Origin of the sequence: Nitrospira sp. KM1 (assembly GCF_011405515.1) — a bacterium.
GTDB lineage: Bacteria > Nitrospirota > Nitrospiria > Nitrospirales > Nitrospiraceae > Nitrospira_C.
Map to the genome: position 1 here is coordinate 1362847 of NZ_AP022671.1, position 19497 is coordinate 1382343.

18 protein-coding genes are annotated in these 19497 nt (G+C 51.3%); 1 reads left to right on the forward strand and 17 read right to left on the reverse strand.

The window, feature by feature from the left end; genetic code table 11:
- Positions 1-21: 21 nt before the first annotated feature.
- From rfbC to W02_RS06255, 16 genes are all read right to left on the reverse strand, one after another.
- A complete protein-coding gene (rfbC, locus tag W02_RS06180; RefSeq protein ID WP_173045804.1) occupies positions 22-552 on the reverse strand; it encodes a dTDP-4-dehydrorhamnose 3,5-epimerase in 531 nt (176 codons plus the stop codon).
- A complete protein-coding gene (locus tag W02_RS06185; protein ID WP_173045806.1) occupies positions 549-1784 on the reverse strand; it encodes a class I SAM-dependent methyltransferase in 1236 nt (411 codons plus the stop codon). The genes rfbC and W02_RS06185 overlap by 4 nt, the downstream gene beginning before the upstream one ends.
- Positions 1785-1836: 52 nt before the next feature.
- On the reverse strand, positions 1837-2889 hold the full coding sequence (locus W02_RS06190; protein WP_173045808.1) for an NAD(P)-dependent oxidoreductase: 1053 nt from the start codon (positions 2887-2889) through the stop codon (positions 1837-1839).
- A 9-nt stretch (positions 2890-2898) separates the two neighbouring features.
- Complete coding sequence (lhgO, locus tag W02_RS06195; protein ID WP_197742159.1) at positions 2899-4137, reverse strand: L-2-hydroxyglutarate oxidase; 1239 nt, start codon at positions 4135-4137, stop codon at positions 2899-2901.
- Entirely contained in the window at positions 4101-4886 is a 786-nt protein-coding gene (rfbF, locus tag W02_RS06200; protein WP_173045810.1) for a glucose-1-phosphate cytidylyltransferase, read from the reverse strand. Before rfbF ends, lhgO begins: the two co-directional genes overlap by 37 nt.
- A gap of 69 nt (positions 4887-4955) precedes the next feature.
- Entirely contained in the window at positions 4956-5837 is an 882-nt protein-coding gene (locus tag W02_RS06205; protein ID WP_173045812.1) for a hypothetical protein, read from the reverse strand.
- Positions 5838-5885: 48 nt separating this feature from the next.
- Positions 5886-7169, reverse strand: coding sequence for an ABC transporter ATP-binding protein (locus W02_RS06210; RefSeq protein WP_173045814.1), 1284 nt, complete (start codon positions 7167-7169; stop codon positions 5886-5888).
- Positions 7170-7256: 87 nt separating this feature from the next.
- A complete protein-coding gene (locus W02_RS06215) occupies positions 7257-8090 on the reverse strand; it encodes an ABC transporter permease (RefSeq protein ID WP_232068663.1) in 834 nt (277 codons plus the stop codon).
- 83 nt (positions 8091-8173) lie between these two features.
- A complete protein-coding gene (locus W02_RS06220; protein ID WP_173045818.1) occupies positions 8174-9034 on the reverse strand; it encodes an XrtA system polysaccharide deacetylase in 861 nt (286 codons plus the stop codon).
- Positions 9031-10104, reverse strand: a complete 1074-nt coding sequence (locus tag W02_RS06225) for a TIGR03013 family XrtA/PEP-CTERM system glycosyltransferase (RefSeq protein ID WP_370467964.1) — start codon at positions 10102-10104, stop codon at positions 9031-9033. Before W02_RS06225 ends, W02_RS06220 begins: the two co-directional genes overlap by 4 nt.
- Positions 10076-12361 carry an AAA family ATPase gene (locus tag W02_RS06230; RefSeq protein ID WP_173045822.1) on the reverse strand — a complete coding sequence of 762 codons (2286 nt, stop codon included), beginning with the start codon at positions 12359-12361 and terminating at the stop codon, positions 10076-10078. Before W02_RS06230 ends, W02_RS06225 begins: the two co-directional genes overlap by 29 nt.
- A 13-nt stretch (positions 12362-12374) precedes the next feature.
- A complete protein-coding gene (locus tag W02_RS06235) occupies positions 12375-13928 on the reverse strand; it encodes a hypothetical protein (RefSeq protein ID WP_173045824.1) in 1554 nt (517 codons plus the stop codon).
- Positions 13909-14532, reverse strand: a complete 624-nt coding sequence (locus W02_RS06240) for a polysaccharide biosynthesis/export family protein (RefSeq protein ID WP_173045826.1) — start codon at positions 14530-14532, stop codon at positions 13909-13911. Before W02_RS06240 ends, W02_RS06235 begins: the two co-directional genes overlap by 20 nt.
- Before the next feature lie 85 nt (positions 14533-14617).
- Positions 14618-15310, reverse strand: coding sequence for a polysaccharide biosynthesis/export family protein (locus tag W02_RS06245; RefSeq protein ID WP_173045828.1), 693 nt, complete (start codon positions 15308-15310; stop codon positions 14618-14620).
- A 98-nt stretch (positions 15311-15408) separates the two neighbouring features.
- Positions 15409-15912 carry a transcription termination/antitermination NusG family protein gene (locus W02_RS06250; RefSeq protein ID WP_173045830.1) on the reverse strand — a complete coding sequence of 168 codons (504 nt, stop codon included), beginning with the start codon at positions 15910-15912 and terminating at the stop codon, positions 15409-15411.
- Positions 15913-15980: 68 nt separating this feature from the next.
- Entirely contained in the window at positions 15981-16334 is a 354-nt protein-coding gene (locus tag W02_RS06255; RefSeq protein ID WP_173045832.1) for a PilZ domain-containing protein, read from the reverse strand.
- A gap of 416 nt (positions 16335-16750) precedes the next feature.
- Between W02_RS06255 and W02_RS06260 the strand changes: the two genes are divergently transcribed.
- Positions 16751-17257, forward strand: coding sequence for a response regulator transcription factor (locus tag W02_RS06260; RefSeq protein WP_197742160.1), 507 nt, complete (start codon positions 16751-16753; stop codon positions 17255-17257).
- A 733-nt stretch (positions 17258-17990) separates the two neighbouring features.
- Here W02_RS06260 and glgA read toward each other — a convergent pair.
- Positions 17991-19487 (reverse strand): glycogen synthase GlgA, encoded by a 1497-nt coding sequence (glgA, locus tag W02_RS06265; protein ID WP_173045836.1) that lies wholly within the window; start codon positions 19485-19487, stop codon positions 17991-17993.
- Positions 19488-19497: the final 10 nt, after the last annotated feature.

The window sequence follows — 19497 nt, forward strand, 5'->3', positions numbered from 1 at the left end:
TTTGCGTGCAATGTTTACGAATCAAGCATGGAAGTCCGGATAAGACTGATCCCGAGTCGAAATGGTTCTGGTGTCCGAAGGCCATGCAATCCCAAAACACGGGTCGTTCCATCGAACCCCCCGGGCCTGTTCCGGCGAATAGAGAACCGACATGTGATAGAAAACTTCGGAACGCGCCTCCAATGTTTGGAACCCGTGCGCACACCCCTTTGGGATGAGAAACATCAGGCCATTATCGGCGGAGAGTTCGGCCGCCACATGCTGTCGAAATGTTAAAGAGGATGGCCGCAGATCGAGAATGACATCGTAGATCGCTCCGCGGATGCACTGGACGAGTTTGACTTCTTCGTGAGGGGCAAGTTGGAAGTGCATGCCCCGGAGCGTGCCTTTTTTTTCGTTGTAGGAAACACTGGCTTGAAGCCACCTGACATCGATGCCATGTTGACCGAATTCGTCCACACAGAAGGTGCGGGCGAAATATCCCCGTTCATCGACCATCCGGACCGGCTCGATAAGAAATGCGCCTTGAATACTTGTTTCAGTGAACTTCATGGGTAAACGGTCACTTCGGGGATAGGAACCACAAACTTTCCACCCCATTCCCGGATATGCGCCATCTGTTGCATGACTTCCTCCCTGATATTCCATGGCAGGATCAGAAGGTAATCAGGCCGTGCTTCCCGGATCATTTCGGGTGCATGAATGGGGATACGGACGCCGGGCAACAGGTGACCTTGCTTATGAGGACTTCGATCCACCGTAAAGTCGATGAGGTCCGTTCTGACACCGCAATAGTTGAGTAACGTATTGCCTTTCGCGGGCGCACCATAGGCTGCAATTCGCTTTCCTTTCTCCTTGGCAGCGATGAGAAAGGAAAGCAGTTTTCGCTTGGTCGCTTCTACGCGAGGACGGAACGACATGTAGTTTGCCAACTGTGCAAATCCGGCATCTTCTTCGCGAGATTTTAAAGCCTTCGCACGCTCCCCTACTGGCTTCGAGTTGTCCTGGGCATGACACGCATAGATTCGAAGAGATCCTCCGTGCGTGGGCAACTCCTCGACATCAAAGAGCTTCAACCCGTGGGTTGCAAAGACCTTCTCAACGGCAAGAAAGGAAAAATACGAAAAGTGCTCATGGTAAATGGTATCGAACTGGTTCTGTTCCATCAGTTGGAGCAAGTGAGGGAATTCCATCGTAATCAACCCCGTCTTGCCCAACAGGACTTTCAGTCCCTTCACGAAGTCATTCAGATCGGGCACGTGGGCCAGGACATTGTTCCCGATGATCAGGTCGCCCGCCCAGCCCTTCTCTCGCAAATCAATCGCGGTTTTCTCGCCAAAAAACGCCACCGTGGTGTTAATGCCCTTCTGCTTCGCCACCTCCGCCACATTCGCGGCAGGCTCGACCCCCAGGACGGGAATTCCCCTGGCGACGAAGTTTTGGAGAAGGTATCCGTCGTTACTCGCGATCTCGATGACCTTCGACTCTGAATTGAAACGGAAGCGCTCGGTGATCATATCGACGTACCGTTTCGCATGTGCGAGCCAAGAATCGGAAAACGATGAAAAATACGCATAATCGGAAAAAATATCATGCGGGCTCGAAAACTGTTCGAGCTGGACCAGCAAACACTTTTCACACACAAAGGCGTGCAGCGGATAGAACGGTTCCATACGATTGGCCTGATCGGCCTTGATGTAGGAATTCGCCAATGGAGACATGCCGAGGTCAAGGAATGTGTGTTGAAGCGGGGTTCCGCATGACCGACACAGTGATCGTCCCATCTGCATCTCCTTTCATCCCGACGAATATCCAGCGTAGGTTAGGTCTTCCTCTTCAGGAACGATCCTTCCACATCAAATTGTCACTTAATTGGCCGACTTCTCGAAGTCGTCTCAGTGTCACTAAACGCATGAACTCTCCGGACCTGAATTCAGGGTCACGGAACTGCATGGTCATCAACCCATCGCGGAGATCGACGACCGCTCCTTGCAAGTCTACCGACGGCAAGAATCCCTGCCCCAGCTTAGTGAATTTATCGAAATTCACGCGGTAGGAACGTTTGTCCGGCTGTGCGTCCTTGTTGACCGATACCTCCACGTTCGGAACGAGTTTGGCCACGGCAGCAGCCAGATCCTTGACTTGATAGTTCCACTCGTCACTCCCCACATTCACCGTCAAATATTTTCCCCCGTCACGGTGATCTCGCTGAATGGCCCAATCGATGGCTCTTGCCATGTCCTTGACATGAATGAGGGGACGCCACGGCGTGCCGTCACTCAGAATATTGATGCGTTGGGAGACCAATGCCCCCGCTACAAAATCGTTCAACACGAGGTCTAGCCGCAGCCGGTCGCTCATGCCGCAAGCGGTTGCGAACCTGAGACAGGTCACGGTGAAAGAATCAGACGCTAGGGAGGCAAGATCACGCTCCGTGAACACTTTTGATTTTGCATACGCCGTAAGCGGGTTCAGGGCATCTTCTTCGCGCCGCGGACCTCCCTCGGCAAAACCGTATACACTGCAACTGGAAGCGAAAACGAATGCCTTTACGCCGACGCGTTTCGCTTTAGCAGCCAGATCCAGACTGGCACGGTAGTTGATGTCCAGCGTCACTTCTTCAAATAGCGCTCCCATTGGATCATTCGAAATCGCACAAAGGTGGACCACGGCATCGGCCCCGCGCAGAACCTCTTCTGGTACCTGCCGGATATCACCGAAATGTTGGATGTCGGCTCTGCTCTCAGGAAATCGCTGGGCACCGGTCAAACAATGCGCAAAGAACCCGCTGTCATAACCCACCAACTCGATTCCCCGATGCGACTCTCTGAGGCGGCGCAGCACCAAGGGACCTACGTAGCCCATGTTTCCAGTCACGACGATTTTCATGTTTCCTCCTCAATTCAAGACGGAACGGATGCGCTCGCACACATGCTCTGAAAACGGCAAGCTGCATGTAAACGCGGGAGAGACGGCATTCAACACGTGCATCGACCGCTTATCGCCCTCAAGCACAAAATCCATCTCGAGTTTGCGCTTCTTGATATCGATGAGCTGAGCCCGTATTCCCGGTCTTCCCCAATTTTGATATTGATCCGGCTTTACCCCTTCGGCCAGTTGACACGCCAATGCAATCATTTTTTGCTTCGAGTACTTTGCCAATTCCTCCAGTGCAAGCGCTGTAAACCCGAAATTGGAGCTGGCCAGCAATCCAAGGCCTCGCGTGGCGACTTCAACGAATTCTCCCAGACGAAAATTTGCCAGCCCTCCATACTGTTCCCTCCAAAACCCGGGAATGGCGGTGGGCCCGATCTTCGCTTTCCCGCTTGCAGCCACTGTGAAATGTACACCCAGGAACGGGTTCTTCAAATTCGGAACAGGATAAATATTGGTGCGGATGGACCCGGGAGGCTCACTGGAATAGAGATACAGTCCCTTGAAGGGTAAAATGCGATACTGCTCAGAGAATCCAAAATCGCGCGCGATGTGGTCCGCATACAAGCCTGCGGCATTGACAACGTATCCTGCCTCGCGAACGCCGTGACTCGTCATCACGCCTGACTTCGTGGCACGCAGATAACGTACCCCGCACTGGAGTTGCACGCCTTCTTCAATCGCGTCTTTTTTCATCGCCTGCATGACGAGCGCAGGATCCACGGTCGAGGTTGCCGGAGAAAACAACGCTCGTCGGCATGTTTTCACACGCGGCTCAATGGCCTTCGCGTCTTTTTCCGAAATGTCGTCGAGCGGGATACCGTTTGCGCGACCTCGCCTCAGCAATTCATCCAGCCCTGCGTGCTCCGTCTCATCCTTTGCCACGACAAGTTTTCCGCACTTGTTCAATGGAATGTGCTTCTCTTCGCAATATTCGGTCAGCTGGCGATTCCCCCTCCATGTAAACTTGGCCTTCAAACTGTCCGGAGTGTAGTAAAACCCGGCGTGCAGCACACCGCTGTTGCGGCCGCTTGCGTGTAAACCGCAGTCGATTTCTTTTTCCAGGAGATGAACGGAGGAGTCGGGGAAGAACCGTCTAAGCTTCCGCGCAATATTCAACCCGATCACACCGCCGCCGATGACAAGAAAGTCCGGTCGCACGGCACTTACCAGATTTTCCAGGGGGCGCTCGAGGATTGCCACATCTCTTCGAGGTAATTTTTTTCCCGCAGCGTGTCCATGCACGACCAGAACCGGTCGTGGCGATATCCCATCAGTTGTCCTTCTTTTGTCAGCCGCTCGAGCGGTTCCCGTTCCCAACTCGTCTGATCCCCATCAACATAGTCGATGACTCGCCGGTTCAGAATGTAAAATCCTCCGTTGATCCAGCCCTCTCCGGTATTCGGCTTCTCTTTGAACTCCATTATTTGATCCTGGATACGATCGTCATCGAATATCATTCGTCCAAACCTGGCCGGTGTGCGGACCGATGTGACCGTGGCTAACTTTCCATGAGATTGATGAAATTTGATCGACGCCGATATATCGACATCGGCCACGCCGTCGCCATAGGTAAACAAAAAGAATTCTTCCTTCTCCAGCCACTTCGAGAGCCGCTTGAGGCGCCCACCCGTCTGGGTATGCAACCCTGTGTCAACCAAGTGAACTTTCCAGTCTTCATGCTGCTTACCGTCATGAATCGTGGTCTTCCCACTATCCAGATCGACTGAGATGTCCTTGTTGAAGGCATAGAAGTTTAAAAAATACTCTTTGATCATTTCACCCTTGTATCCAAGCGCGACGATAAACTCTTTGACTCCGTGGGCGGCATAGATTTTCATGATGTGCCAAAGAATCGGCTTCCCGCCTATTTCGATCATGGGCTTGGGACGCAAATGCGTCTCTTCAGACAACCGTGTGCCCAGCCCGCCGGCCAAAATGACAGCTTTCATGATGATCTCCCTTTCGACAGTTCATGAGAAGCCAGGCCCCATCGTCGTCGCATACAGAGTTCTCCTTCGCTAGCCCGCAGCGATAAAATGCTCGGTGTCGTTGAGGTCTATCGAAGCCGACAACTTGTACGCATCCGGCGCCCCGTACAGCGGATGATCGAAAATATGGAGGCTGTACATCATCGCGATCCACCACCATCGAAAGCGAGGTGGCACAAAGTATTCCAATCCTCGAATGGGAGAAAGTTTTCTCACGCTATTCCTGTTATTGAATTCAGTAATGGTCAGTAATTCGGCGCCATAATCACTGACGTCTTTTCCTATGGCACTACGGAATGCACATGGGACGCGAGGGATGAGCACGTCGTGGCCGCTCTCAAAGAGGGTCAGGGCATCCTTTGTGGCACTGTACATACCCGTATCAAATCCGACGAATGCAACTGGCGCCGGCTTCTGCGCAATAAACGCCGGCATGGTTTTGTCTAATAAGCCGATCCGAAGCTCGGAACGGCGGAGGCGTCTTTTCAATTCTTCGACGTCGCACGGGTAATAGCCCTCCGACCATTTATACGGCATATCGCGGTAATCGAGTGGTTTTGGAATTCCGACTCCCGTGTCAAAGCCATACACATCGATCTTGATGCCAACCAGTTGTTCACACAGTTGCGCGGAAGACTCCATTGCCAACAACCCGGCCCCACCTGCCACTCCGACCTCGATGACGGAAACTCGCTCAAAACCCAGCACTTTCCCCAATGCGGCACCCTGCATAATCCCCCAGACGTAATGCGGCCTCTTGGACGCGACCGGATCGGCCATTAATCTTTCCATGGTGGCCCATAACCATCGATAACTGTTATCGAACGGAACAGGCTCAGGCTCCGGGATTTGACCATGCGAACCATTCCCCAGCCCCGGAAGGATCGATCTAATGATTCCTCTGATTCCCATTCCTTCTCCTTTATCAACCTTGGTGAGGCAGACTCTCTCAGTATTCTGTCATCGCGAACTGAATCGAGTCCCCCACTGCAATTGAGGCCTGATGACACCAAGCATCTCACCCGGGTGATCTCCTCGCATGGAATTGCCGTCCATTCGATCGATGATTTGAAAGGCAACCGCTTCACGTTCATAGAATTGGACATGACTGGGGGTGACGGAAAAGCAGGCCGGACTGACAAAAAAGCTTCCTTCGGTAAGAAAATTCCCGGGGATTCTGACGGTGCTCACATATTGCCCGGCCGGTCGTGATTGATGCCTCCATGCCGGGTCGAGGTCGAATGTCTCGAACAAGTCCAGCCCCTCTCCATTCGTCAAGACGACTGCAGGGGTGAGCACCCAGCCTGGCCGCAACACCTCGAATTCCATTTCGAGGAGAATTTCTTGGGAAATATCGATCGCACTCGTGGTCTCTCCCAGCGCATTCTTTACTCTGACGGCCAGCAGACGTGCCGTTTCATCTCCCGGTGCTTTGGCAGGATCATTCCATTCTCGAAGGCAGCCGGACCCGGACCCGCCATGCAAATACTTGCTTACAACGTCCTGGGCGGATCCATCAGCCGCCAGTTCACCTTTATCCAATAGGAGCACACGTCGGCAAAGCCTCGATACCGCTTGCATGTTGTGAGAGACAAAAATGACTGTTCGTCCCTGATCACCGATCTGATGCATCTTATCGAGGCATTTTTGCTGGAACTGCAGATCTCCGACGGCCAGCACCTCATCGACGATCAACACTTCAGGCTCCAGGTGGGCTCCGACAGCGAAGGCCAGCCGGACGTACATCCCGCTGGAATACCGTTTGACCGGTGTATCGACGAAGCGGGAGATTCCGGCGAACTCGACAATCTCATCGAATTTCTTGTCAATATCCGACTTGTTCATGCCCAGAATGATGCCGCTCAGATAGATATTGTCTCGTCCGGATAATTCCGGGTGGAATCCAGTTCCGACTTCCAGCAGCGTTCCTACACGGCCATAGATTTCGGCACGACCACTTGTCGGTTCCGTGATCCGGGACAGGATCTTGAGCAATGTACTTTTTCCAGCCCCGTTTCTCCCGATTACGCCCACCACCTCACCGCGCCTGATTTCAAACGAAGCGCTCTTTAGAGGCCAGATCTCTTCACGATGCGTAGCAGACGTCGTCGATCGCCGTATCGATCTCAACAGTCGCGACAATGCGCTGGTGACACCTTCGGACAAAGTCTCGGACGCAGCGTCTCCGACGTTGATCACGTATTTTTTTGCGAGCCGCTCAGCCTTGATCGCGATGTCGTTCATGTGCCCGGCCGCTCTCCAATTTTTGATAGGGGAAACCCGTACAATAACCTTAGAAACGTTCGCTGAATCAGAAGGAAAAGGCGGAGATCAAATCACGTCTGCGAAGGTACGCTCGACTTTATTGAAATAGGCGATGCCCCCGATCAACAGCACGATCACGAGGCAACCACTCTGAGCTGCCAGCAAAGGATCGGGTGGTTCAGTGCCGAGTAAAACCCATCGATAGCTTTGAATCAGCCCGACCATCGGATTGATGTTATAGAGCCATTGCCAGTCTTTGGGAACCATGCTGAGCGGATAGACGATCGGTGAAGCAAACATCCACACTTGGGTCAAAAGAGGGATGACGGCGCCGACGTCCCTGTACTTTACATAGAACGCCGCGAGCCACAAGCTGATCGACAGGGCAGTCATCACACTCATGCCAATCAACAACGGTAGAAGCAGAACCTGCAAGCCGGGAACGATCCCATACCATCCCATCATCACGAAAAGCAGAACAAAGGAGATGCCAAAGTCCACTAGTCCACCCAAAACAGCAGACATGGGAACAATGAGCCTGGGGAAGTACACCTTGGTCACCAGATTGGTTTCAGCGACAACGCTCGATCCGCCTCGATCCAGGCTCTTCGCGAAGTATGTCCATGCCACCAAGGCCACATACGTAAATACGGGATAAGGAACTCCCTCCGAAGGAATATTGGCCAAGCGGCTGAATACGAGCGTCAAGACGATCATCATCAGCAGAGGCTGCAAGACCGCCCATGCCAAGCCGACCATTGTTTGTGCATAGCGCGCCTTGAGATCACGCCATGCCAAAAAAAACAAAAGTTCTCTGTAATCCCAAATTGCCTTCAGCTTGAGGGAAATAAACCCGCGGCTTGGCTCGATGACGATGCTGCTCTGATTTATTGCAGTCATATGTTTCATTGCGCAGAGATGTCTATTACCGTCGTCATGCGCTCGAATGGAGACAGACTCGGATTGCGCATCCGAGCCGATAATCAGTGCAGCGCATGTTCAACCGTCGAGAGGCAGTTCTGGAGAGGAGCGAACTTAAAATCCTGCAGTAGTTGGCGCAACCGATCCTCTGTCCGCTTGAGGTTTAAATAATGACGGATTTGTGAAAGCCATGGACCATTCATGCGAGGTTGGTCAGGATCGATTTCCCATGGATGAAGGTACATGACGAGTTGCGATCCCCGCTTCTCGAGATCCTTCAAGATGACCTTAGAAGCCGCATAGGGCAACAGACGGAAATATCCGCCACCTGCTACAGGCAATTGAAATCCACAAAGATTCATCGTGGACGGAGGGAATTCCCAGATGGGACCGGCAGGTGTCTCTATGCGCAGATGCGTTGAAGCTGTTCGTTCGACTCTCCTATGCTGAAATCGGTCGTACATGCTCGAATCGTAGACGTACCCTTCTTCAACAAGAATTGCCAACGCCCAGGCAGTTGCATTGGAGATGCTGAAGCTTGGAGCGCGATATCCGGAGACAGAGTTTCCGATGATATCCTCGAGAATCATTTTGGCTTTTCGAACGTCCTCGCGAAAATGTCCGGGGGATTGACTTGTGACGAGCTCGTGCCCGAATCCGTGTGAAGCGATTTCATGCCCGGCAGTCACGAGATCGCGCACAAGCCGAGGATGCCGCTCCGCCACCCATCCGAGGACAAAAAATGTCGCCTTCGTCTCATATTGCTCGAGCAGATCAATGAGCCTTCTCGTATTCAATTCGACTCGACTTTCGAGCTGATCCCACTGCCGGCGCCTCGTTTCAGACCAAAACGCCGACACTTGAAAATGCTCTTCGACGTCAAACGAGAGGCTGTGAAGATTCTGGTTGGATTGGACCGTCATCGTGCTCCATGGCCGCAAAGAATGACTCGAATCGTATCGAGCAAAATACGACAATCCAAAGCAAGGGAGAGGTTTTTTACATAATACAGGTCATACTGGAGCTTGACATGAGCATCCTCGGCAGACGCGCCGTATCGAAATTGTGTTTGCGCCCAGCCCGTAATACCAGGCCTCACCGCATGCCGGATATCGTAATAAGGAATGACAGACCTCAGCTCCTGCACGAAAACAGGGCGTTCCGGGCGGGGACCGACCAGGCTCATCTCACCCTTTATGACATTCAAAAGCTGAGGAATCTCGTCCAGCCTCCATTTTCTCAAATACCACCCGATGCGGGAGATTCTCGGATCTCGCTCTGATGTCCACCTTGCTCCCCCCTTTTCGGCGTCAATGAACATCGAGCGAAACTTCCAAATCATATAGGGTTGCGCCCGCAACCCCACTCGGACCTGCCTGTAGAAAATCGGCCCCGTCGAATCCAACTTGATGAGCATGCCTAGTATCGCCATGACGGGCAGCATGATGAAAAGTCCGATCAAAGACACCAGGAGATCCATCGACCGCTTTACCGTCTTTATGATCAATCCTCTTCGAAACCCGGTTGAAAATATAATCGCGCTAGGCTTCAATTCGTCGATCGGTAGCCGCCCGGACTCTTCTTCATAGAGGTGGTGGCCATCCCAGATATCAACTCCCATGCCCTTGAGCTCAAGGAGCATTTGGACAGGAAGGACTGCACGACGATCTTCTAAACAAACCGCAATCGTATCAACATGATGCCGCTCGACGATATCGAGGAGTTGATCCATTGTGCCGATAATTTTCATCCCGACAAAGTCATCGCCGACCTGCATGCCGTCTCTGGCTAACACGCCCACGACGTCCGTGAAGACCTTGCTGCGCGAAAGCAGCACTTGACAAAGTCCTTTTGCGAGGGAGCCGACACCGAGGATGAGAATACGCCTACGGGCTCCAGGAAGACGGAAAATTGCTCTAGGGACATGGTCCATAGAGAAGCTGCCAACCTTTTCAGTAGCGGCTCTATCGGAGCTGTTTACGCTGAGGTTCATAGTAGCTTCGGCTGTAGTACGGCATATCCGTAGAATCGACTCCGTTGAGGACCACTGCCATGGGGCGTTCCTCGCCTATGAGCTTGATGGCGCGATTGACGGCGTCCCGCCGTGTCTCACGAGCGCGAATCACGAAGGCGACAACGTCGCCCATACGGGCAATCAGGTTGGCCTCAGCGACAGGAAGCAGCGGAGGCGCATCCAGAATTACATATTGAAACCGTGTACGTAATTCAGCCACGACCCCGGACAAGTGGTTGATGTGCGCCAGCGCGGTAGCACCGGCTTGGAGATTGCCGGCCGGGATGATCCAAACTCCCAACTGTTCGTGATACTCGAGGCATTCGTCCAACTTTTTTTTGCCCAGCAGCACGTCCGAAAGTCCTGCACCAACCTCTATGCCTGCCAGGGCATGAATCATCGGCCTCTTCAAGTCACAATCCACGATAACCGTTTTCTTTCCGTAGTCTCTGGAAAATACATGGGCGAGATTCAGACCTGTGCAGGTCTTGCCTTCGCCTTGAAGGGCGCTGGCTACCGCAACGACGGTCGATTCTTGTTGTCCCATCATCAATTCAAGCCGCGTAGCGGCAACTCGATATTGTTCCGCGACAACGGATCTGGGATACCACATGGCGACTAACTCAGGGCCGACACTCACTTCAACATCAGCTTCGACCGCAGAGTTCGACCTCTCCCATTTAAGGCCAGGCAGAGGCAGCAACCGATCTGCTCGGCGGCTGGAGGTCATGACGGCATGCTTGGCCGATCCGCTCCAAACTGATTTGTAGTTCGAGATTGACGAAATAACGGGCAGGCCCAGCCCCACCTCCACTTCCTCCGCGGAAACATATCCTCTTCTCAATAATTCGAGCCCGAATGCGCCGCCAAGTCCCAGGGCGCACCCAACTCCGAGCCCCCCCAGCATGATCAGCAGAATGTTTGGCTTTTCAGGCAGCCTCGGAAGAGTGGCCGGATCGATAATGCGAAGCTGCGTCCCCTGTCTTTTCTTCTCGAGTTCTCCGGCCATGCTGACATTCATCTTCTTGTCGAGCAAAGCCTGATAGCTTTTTTGGAGATTATCGTAATCACGTTGCGTGACCATCAATTCCTGCTGGTGAAGAGATGTCTTCTCCAGTCTGCCTTCATACTTCTTTACCTCGGAAGCAATTCGTGCCTTTCGTACGCTGATAAGCTCCAACTGTCCCAGGATGTCCTCGCGCTGCTTCAACAGCTCGGCCTTGTAGGGATCCAGTGCTTTTTTTCTACCTCTGACGGAAGAGGCATTCTCCGAGTCCTCCGGACCGGAATTGAGCCCGATATATTCTTCCGTCGTCATGCTCTGCAATTTTCTAATTTCGTTCCTGATCATGGCGAGATCCGGATACGATTCTTTATAGACGGCTTGCATGCTTAGAAGCGTGCGCTCTAATTCGTTGATCCTTGCAATTCGCGGATCACGGGCCGCACGCTTGGAGCTCATTTCATTGCCAGGATCTTCATATTCGCGAATGGCTTTGTCCACGGAGGCAAGCTTCGTGTTCAGAGCTTTTTCCCCTTCATGCTGGGCCGTCGACTCGGCTTCCAGACGGTCAATAGCGCGCAAATTGGATTCCATTTGTTCAGGAAGCGCACCCAGGTGTGACGCCTTAAATTGAGCAAGGGTCTTCTCTTTTGCCTCCAACTGAAGCTTCAGCTTATCCAATTCATGCTGAAGGAATTCTGACGAACTTTCGGCGATTCCGACGCGGCTGCTTGCGATCTCTTGAATGAACAGTTCCGCCATTCTGGCCGTCACATCGCGCGCCATTACCGGATCCGAGGCCACAAACGAAACCTTCAAGAACGGTGACTCTTTTGGTGTTTCAATCTTTACCGAGTCTCTCATGCTTCCGACTATTCCCTCTTCGAGAGCCGGACTCGAATATTCCTTGTCATATCCATAGAGATGAAATTCTTGTGCTACTTGAATCAGAAGCTCGCGGCGATATAGGACCTGTCGCATTTTGTTGATGCCCGATTGAACCGCCTCCAACTTATCCGGCACAGCTTCGGTTGTCGGAGCATCAACCCCCTTTACATATCGAACCTTCTGTTCCTCAAAATGCAGGAGTGTGCTGGAACGATAGCTCTTGGGAAGCCACAAGCAAAGAACCCACGCGACTCCGACGGAGAGAATTATTGGAAGAATAACCAGCCACTTATGGTTCTTGATGATTTTGAGGTAATCCTCGGGGGTACTTAAGCCAGTGCTCACACGTTCTCTCCTTCTAGTTCGTCAGCTTCATGTCTGGAATTGGATTCGGGGAGGGCGTTGGAGAATTCGAAGCGCCGCCTCCAATTGAGCTGAAACTTCCAGCCCGGAAGAATTGGCGACTATTGAACGCGTATGACAGAGACACCATGATCATTTTCTTAGAGAACGCAATGTCCTCTCCCACTGTGCCGCCCTGAATACCTCCAGAATTCGCAAAATATAACCATGAATAGGTTATGCTCCCGACAAAAGAGGAACCGAAGAGATAGTTCAATCCCCCTGTCAGACCCACCGTATCAAATGTCGAGGCCGGGGTATTGATGGATCCGTGGGAATAGTTTAGGCCCCCATTCGCGGTCAAATTTGATGTGAGTCCCGCTGTAGCATTGGCACCGATGACATGGGCTTTCATGGGACCGGCCCCGAATGCGTAGCTTGGGAACACGCTCAAGTTATAACTCAGAGTGGCGTTATACCTTCCTGGGGCAAAAATTGCGCCAGGCTGAAGACTGCCGGCTAGAGGCGGTAATCCTTCGAAAGGACTGAGAGAAGAAAGGGATGCTCCCGCGGCCTTCAAGGTCTCTGAATAGGACGTATAAGAGAGAAGCGCTAATGCCGTGGGCGTTAGTTGCGACTTGATTTTTTCACCCGGAATTTGCGATTCAATGGGAAGAGTGAGGAGTCCACCACCACTTAATGAGGTATTAAACTCTCTCGACCATTGCCTGCCCCAATTCAACATTCCATTGATTGTTGTAAAGGATCCTGAGCCTCCGCCACCTCCGGTGGTAGAAGAACTTCCGGACTGTTCAAAGTGAGATAGCGTCGTGGTGGTGCCCACACTGTCTCTGGCTGAAAGCCGTGTGGTCAGCGTTACAACACCCGTTTGCCCGCTTGTGTCGAAAAACTGATTGTTCAATCCACCAGATTGATTGCCGAACTTAAGTTGAGTGTATGAAAAGTTTCCGCTCATGCTGGTTACCGGTGTGAGCCGATACCCGCCGGTAATCATTGCCATGATATTTTGCATCGATACGCGACTTGCAACAAGGCCGGCATCCAGTGGGCCCACTACTCCCACGGTACCAAATCCTCCACTCATACTACCCACGCCGCTCGCTCCAAAGGCACTCATGGACGGAGTGTATTGATAGGTGCCCATCACAGACAAAGATTCTATCCGTGGAACAAATTTATAAACATAATTGCGCAGATCTACCATCCCCGATGCATTGATTCCCGTATAATCAAGACTTGGGTTGTTGACATATTTTGTCACAAGCGCGCCGACAGAAAGACTTCCGGTGATACTCGAGCCTGTGTGTGAAGCGATAATCTGAGGCGTAATCATGGCGTAATAGTCTTCCGGTTTGGTTCCCGGTGATAATAAAGACTTGGGCGTGTAAAACACATTCGAATCATACGTCCCGGTTACAGACAACGCCGGGATGATTCGCGTTTCGGCCAACACCATAGATTCAATCACCCACTGCAGAAAAACCAGCGAGAGCAGAGCTATGAAGGAACGACGGTTCACCAAGCCGGTGTCACGGTACGACAATGACATCACCGGCTTTCAGTATGATATTCGCATCCAGATTCTTACCCTGAACGATATCTTGATAAGGAACGGGTATCATGACCTGCTTTGCTTCCCCCTGGCCATTTTTAACCATTCGAAGGACGTGCACATTATTTCGAGATGCAAACGTCGTGAATCCGCCTGCATATGAAATTCCCTGCAAGACGCTCGCAAAAGACTTAAGCACAAATTTCCCCGGCCTCGCCACTTCTCCAACTACAAAGACATGGTAGCTATTGATCTCCTTGACTTGTACGGAGACAGTCGGGGTCGACATGAATTCCGCGAGACCCTCTGCGACCTGTTTGGACAGCGCCTGAGCGGTGAGACCTGCCGCCGTCACATCCCCGATCAATGGCAGGGAGATCTTTCCGTCCGGACGGACGATAACCTCCTTTGACAGTTCTTGATTGCGCCATACGGTTACCACAAGTACGTCCTCGGGACCAATGAGAAATTCTGTCGGAGGAGCGGACATACCACGGTATTGCGTTTCCTCCGCGAAGCAGCCTAGCAAGCCAGCGCTAATAACCATAAAACCCAAGGCTGAGAGGATTGTCCTATACCGCATACCGATTATTCCGTTCATAACTTCCTCTTTCCAAATTCACGTCTGCGTTCATAGAAAGTCAATTCATGAGGCTCCGAGCATTCGAGTCTTTGCTGATGCAAGCTTACCGGCTGGGCAACACCACCATCGTCTCCGACGGAACCACAATTTGATCGCCAGGTTTCAATTCGATGTTTTGACCGGAACCGTCTCGAACCACAATGTCATCGTAGCTTGCCTTGAGCTTTGTCAATCCTTCACCGTCCTTTGCAAACCGGAAAATTACGATCTTATTTCTGGCTGCCATAGCCGTGAATCCACCGGCAACGGTAATGCCCTGCAACAGGGTAGTCTTACTCTTTAACGGATACTTCCCTGGTTTATTGACTTCGCCCAGTACATATATTTGATAGCTTTGAACTTCCTTCACCATGATGGAGATCGTAGGATTCTCCATGTAGGCCTTGAGCCCAGATGATATTTCCTCGGTCAATTGCGCTGGAGTTTTTGCTACAGCAGAGATGTCACCGAGCAAAGGAAGCGAGATCCTTCCATCCGGCCTGACTTGGACCTGCTTGGAAAGGTCGGCATTTTTCCAAACTGTAATTTCCAGAATATCCTCGGGACCAATTATGTACTCTGATGTTACGATCAGAAGAGACTTGTCCGTAGAACCAGTACCCGATGAACTAACACTCGTTCTCGTATGGGACGCCTTTTTGGGGTCGATTTCATCTGCGAATACATAACTATTGGTAATGATTGAAATAATCACGAGTGCGGTTTTCAGGACAGCGTGAAGACTAAAGATTCGCATATTAAGACTCCTCTACAAACGTATTAAAGATGGGCTACCGCCATTTGAGGACATACCCTCTAGAGTCTGAAGCGCGGATGTCTCATGTTTCCGCTATTTTAGACGGCTTCTGAATATCTCTCAATATCAGAAACCTGCACAACTGCTCTACTCTGATAATACAATGTACGTAGTAACACAACGACCCGCTCTTTTCTTGGGAGGGACGAATCAAATACTGCTTTGATACCCGCCAAGGGTCCATGCATTATTCTGACCATCTCTCCCTGACAAAAAGCAGGAAAACTTATCGTGTCATGCTCCTTCAACTTGTTTCTAATGTCTTCAAGGAATAATGGATCGACTTCAGCAGGAGTTTGGCCAAAAATCACAATCTTTTTTACCCCTCGGCAATATGAGACCGTCCTATACTGCGAAGTGTAATCGAATCGTGCAAAAAGGTATCCAGGGAAGAGGCCGGATAGACGAACTTGCTTTCTCCCCCGTACTGAAAAGCTTTCCTTAACCTCCGGATAGTACGTTGCTATCCCTGCTTGTTCCAGGGTTAAAGCGGTGGATCGCTCCTGCCTGGGTTTTGCCATTACCGCATACCACTTATCCACGTTCTCTCGTATCTCTAAGTGATGATTTGTGAATGCCTTAAGAGGGAAATCCTCGCAGATCTTCCCGACTAAAACATAAACTTGAGTCCGACGAAATAAGGACCTGCTCCATTGTTTTGTCCAAAAGGTATTTTTCTCGTCCATCTCACTTCCGCGAGCGTGGGCGTCTCCGCTACCGCGGTTGGTGTCGGAACATATACCTTCAAAACTTGTTCTACCGGTGGGGCTTGATCCATGAGAATCAGTATGCCTCCATTGCTTATATTGACCGATAAGGCCTTCCCCTGACGGGCGGTCGTTGCAGGTTCATGAACCGGTGCCGTTATTTCATAGGGGATCGTTCTTAGTAATGCCACTCGCTCATTGTGTTTTTCAAAATTCGTAACTATCGGCCATTCCCAATCTTTACGTCCCACATCCATCTTTCCCTCCTTAATTCGTGGCCGCTCCATGTCATCTAAGTCATTGCAAATCGTATTAAAATGGTGCTTTCCTGCACTCTAGGCCTATCAAGCGGCGAATAGCGGTCGATCCAACCAAGTATAGAAAGTATGAAGAAAAGGGACAATACCGATGATGTAGGCCACAGTCTCAAAAGGTGGGTGTTGACTCCCTCGAAAGGGTTAGGTAAAGTTTCCATCCAATTCGCACCTGCTGCCCAATGGCTACATTATCAGAAATCATCCGATTGTCTAGCATTGCTCTCATCCCAGAAAACAGGGCCTCTCCCTAAGAGATGAGCGACTCACTTCCAACTCCAGATCCAGCTGAAACTCTAGCCGATCAGCGAGCCGGTCCCGGCATAGTTGTTCTGTCTGCTTCCATGCAGCTGCTGCACATGAACCGTCAGGCATCCGAACTGGCAAAGCAAATCAATATTGCGGAGCATGGCGGCGGGAGTCCAAGAGCGGCGCATGGAGTTCTCCCCACTGCACTCACGGAACTCTGCGGTGAAATCGTAAAGGCTCTTCATGTCAGGACTGAAGCCAAGGATTGGGAACAGTTCGAAATCAAGCGAGTCACTGGAAACCCGGAACAACCTGTGCTTCTTAGAGGATTTGGACTGCCGGATCGCGGGGGGGTTCAATTCGCGAGACTTGTCGTAACATTGGAGGAGTTAGGCCGTCGTCAGCAACTGAATACAGATCAAGCAAAAGAAAAGTTTCAATTGACCAACCGAGAACAGGCTGTTGTAGAGCATCTGGCCAAGGGATGGACAAATAAGGAAATTGCCAATGCTCTTCAGATAACCGAGCAAACCGTCAAAGAACATATCAAGCACATCATGCGAAAAACGAATGCGACTACGAGAACCGGAATTCTCGTACAAATTTTCAATTCATGATCGATCTCAACGATTTACTCTATAACCAAAACAAATCAATCCTTGAAATCCGGCTTCGTTGGGTTCCTCAGACAATCTGTGTTGCACATTCAGTTCAAGCTGTGCAAAATAAACAACAGTGAAGCATATTCACCACCATCCATAAATATCATAAGTTCATGGAATAAAAGCGAATTATAACTTATCAGGATGGTCTATGGTTTGCACAAAGCACCCAATATGAAATTCTCAAGTTTCATTCTATTGACAGTTTGCACTCTTACTACTCTTACTATGGTGGGCTGCCAATCCAATCAACCCCTTCGTTCCGGGTCTTCACCTAATTTTATGGGACTTTGGCACACCTATTCCCATTGCCAAGCAGTGACCGATCTAGACGAATTGAGGCAAGACGCATCTGCGTTGAAATCAGCATCGGAGCCGCAGGCTGGTGACGGGTTCGTCGTCCCCTTGCCAGGTCAGATTGAGCGGATGGTGGTGGCCCCAGGAACTCGGCAGGCAGTTGACATTAAAGCCATGGCTGCATCATGCACTCTGCGGGCTGGACAGACGGCTCTCAATTTACAGAAATTCGATGTTGCCAAGCCCATTCTGGAGAGCATTGTCCAGTATTACCCGCAGTCCGAGTATTCATACTATTCCAATCAAGCCAAATCGATGTTAGCCGTAATTGACGCTGCCATGCTCAAGGTCTCATTAAACTTCCGATAGGTCTCACCTGTCGCTGGTTAACCTAGCCTTCTTCTCCCACGAGTTTTAAGAAGAGATCCTCATAGAATCTGGCCGATCGCGCCCACGAGACATCGGCTCTCATACCCGCATCGATCACCCTATTCCAGATTTCCTTTGTCCGATACACCTCCGCGGCTTCCAGCAAGGCGGCTAGGAGAGACTCAGAAGTTGCACTAGCCAGGTGAAAGCCATTCGCTTTCGGCGAAGACTTTGCTTTTTGATTGAAAGGAATTACCGTGTCCGCCAACCCACCCGTCTTCGTCACGACCGGAACCGTACCATAACGCAAACTGTACATCTGGCTGAGGCCGCAGGGTTCGTAACGGGAGGGCATGATGAACATGTCCGCTCCTCCCTCAATACGGTGGGCAAGCTTCTCATCAAATCCAATGTAAAGTCCCATACGATCGGGGTAACGCTTCTGAGCCTCACGAAAAGCCGTCTCATGAGCCGGGTCTCCTGTACCCAAGACGATCAACTGCACATCGTAAGATAGAAACTTGGGAATAATGGCCTCCAGAAGATCCAAGCCTTTCTGAGAAGACAACCTCGCAATCACCGCAAACACAGGAACCGGTATTTCAGGAAGAGAGAACTCTCGTTGAAGTGCCAGCTTGCAGGCGCCTTTACCCTCGCGTTCATCCGCCGAATAATTGGCAGCAAGAAAAGGGTCAGTCGCTGGATTCCATCGCTCACTGTCGATCCCATTGAGAATCCCATACAGTTGGTCTTGACGGTTCCTCAAGACTCCTTCGAGGCCAAAACCGAATTCTGGCGAAAGAATCTCTCTTGCGTAAGAAGGGCTGACAGTCGTAATCCGATCGGTAAAAATAATCCCTCCCTTCAAGAGATTAACTGAATCATAGAATTCCAAACCGGCAGGGCTGAACAGTTCCGAAGGAAGCCCTGTTCCAGTGAACTGTATTCCTGGGAATATTCCCTGATAGCCAACGTTGTGGAGCGTCAAAACCGTCTTCACATTCTGAATTTCACTGCGATGGCGGTCGACAGTCTTCAGGTATACGGCGCACAGAGCGGTTTGCCAGTCGTGAACGTGCAGCACATCCGTCTGCCAGGCCCTTTCTCCGGCAAGGTATGCCATCACCTCGATCACGGCACGCGAAAACCAGGCGAATCTGTTTAAATTGTCCGGATAGTCGGCCCCGTGTTCTTGATACAGCCCGGAACGATCGAAAAATCGATCATGGCGGCAAGTCCAAACGCGAACGGTCGAATCTCCAAAACCGGTTTGGATCACGTCTTCTTCAATTTCGGATTCTTCTGTCCCTTCCGCGGTCGCAATAGGGAGACGTGCTATGCTGCGAAATCGCCGCCCCGAATCAGCGACCGATCGATATTTCGGCAGCAGCAGGATGACGTCGTGGCCCAACTTGGCAAGTTCCTGCGGCAAGGCACCGGTCACATCGGCCAAGCCTCCCGTTTTTGCATATGGAACGGCTTCCGAGGCGGCCATAACAATGTGTAATCGCTGTTTCACGAATGCTCTG

Coding starts and splice junctions, on each gene's coding strand:
- rfbC (WP_173045804.1), bottom strand. CDS start 552: ATGAAGTTCACTGAAACAAGTATTCAAGGCGCATTTCTTATCGAGCCG.
- W02_RS06185 (WP_173045806.1), bottom strand. CDS start 1,784: ATGGGACGATCACTGTGTCGGTCATGCGGAACCCCGCTTCAACACACA.
- W02_RS06190 (WP_173045808.1), bottom strand. CDS start 2,889: ATGAAAATCGTCGTGACTGGAAACATGGGCTACGTAGGTCCCTTGGTG.
- rfbF (WP_173045810.1), bottom strand. CDS start 4,886: ATGAAAGCTGTCATTTTGGCCGGCGGGCTGGGCACACGGTTGTCTGAA.
- W02_RS06205 (WP_173045812.1), bottom strand. CDS start 5,837: ATGGGAATCAGAGGAATCATTAGATCGATCCTTCCGGGGCTGGGGAAT.
- W02_RS06210 (WP_173045814.1), bottom strand. CDS start 7,169: ATGAACGACATCGCGATCAAGGCTGAGCGGCTCGCAAAAAAATACGTG.
- W02_RS06215 (WP_232068663.1), bottom strand. CDS start 8,090: ATGACTGCAATAAATCAGAGCAGCATCGTCATCGAGCCAAGCCGCGGG.
- W02_RS06220 (WP_173045818.1), bottom strand. CDS start 9,034: ATGACGGTCCAATCCAACCAGAATCTTCACAGCCTCTCGTTTGACGTC.
- W02_RS06225 (WP_370467964.1), bottom strand. CDS start 10,104: ATGAACCTCAGCGTAAACAGCTCCGATAGAGCCGCTACTGAAAAGGTT.
- W02_RS06235 (WP_173045824.1), bottom strand. CDS start 13,928: ATGTCATTGTCGTACCGTGACACCGGCTTGGTGAACCGTCGTTCCTTC.
- W02_RS06240 (WP_173045826.1), bottom strand. CDS start 14,532: ATGAACGGAATAATCGGTATGCGGTATAGGACAATCCTCTCAGCCTTG.
- W02_RS06245 (WP_173045828.1), bottom strand. CDS start 15,310: ATGCGAATCTTTAGTCTTCACGCTGTCCTGAAAACCGCACTCGTGATT.
- W02_RS06255 (WP_173045832.1), bottom strand. CDS start 16,334: ATGGATGTGGGACGTAAAGATTGGGAATGGCCGATAGTTACGAATTTT.
- W02_RS06260 (WP_197742160.1), top strand. CDS start 16,751: ATGAACCGTCAGGCATCCGAACTGGCAAAGCAAATCAATATTGCGGAG.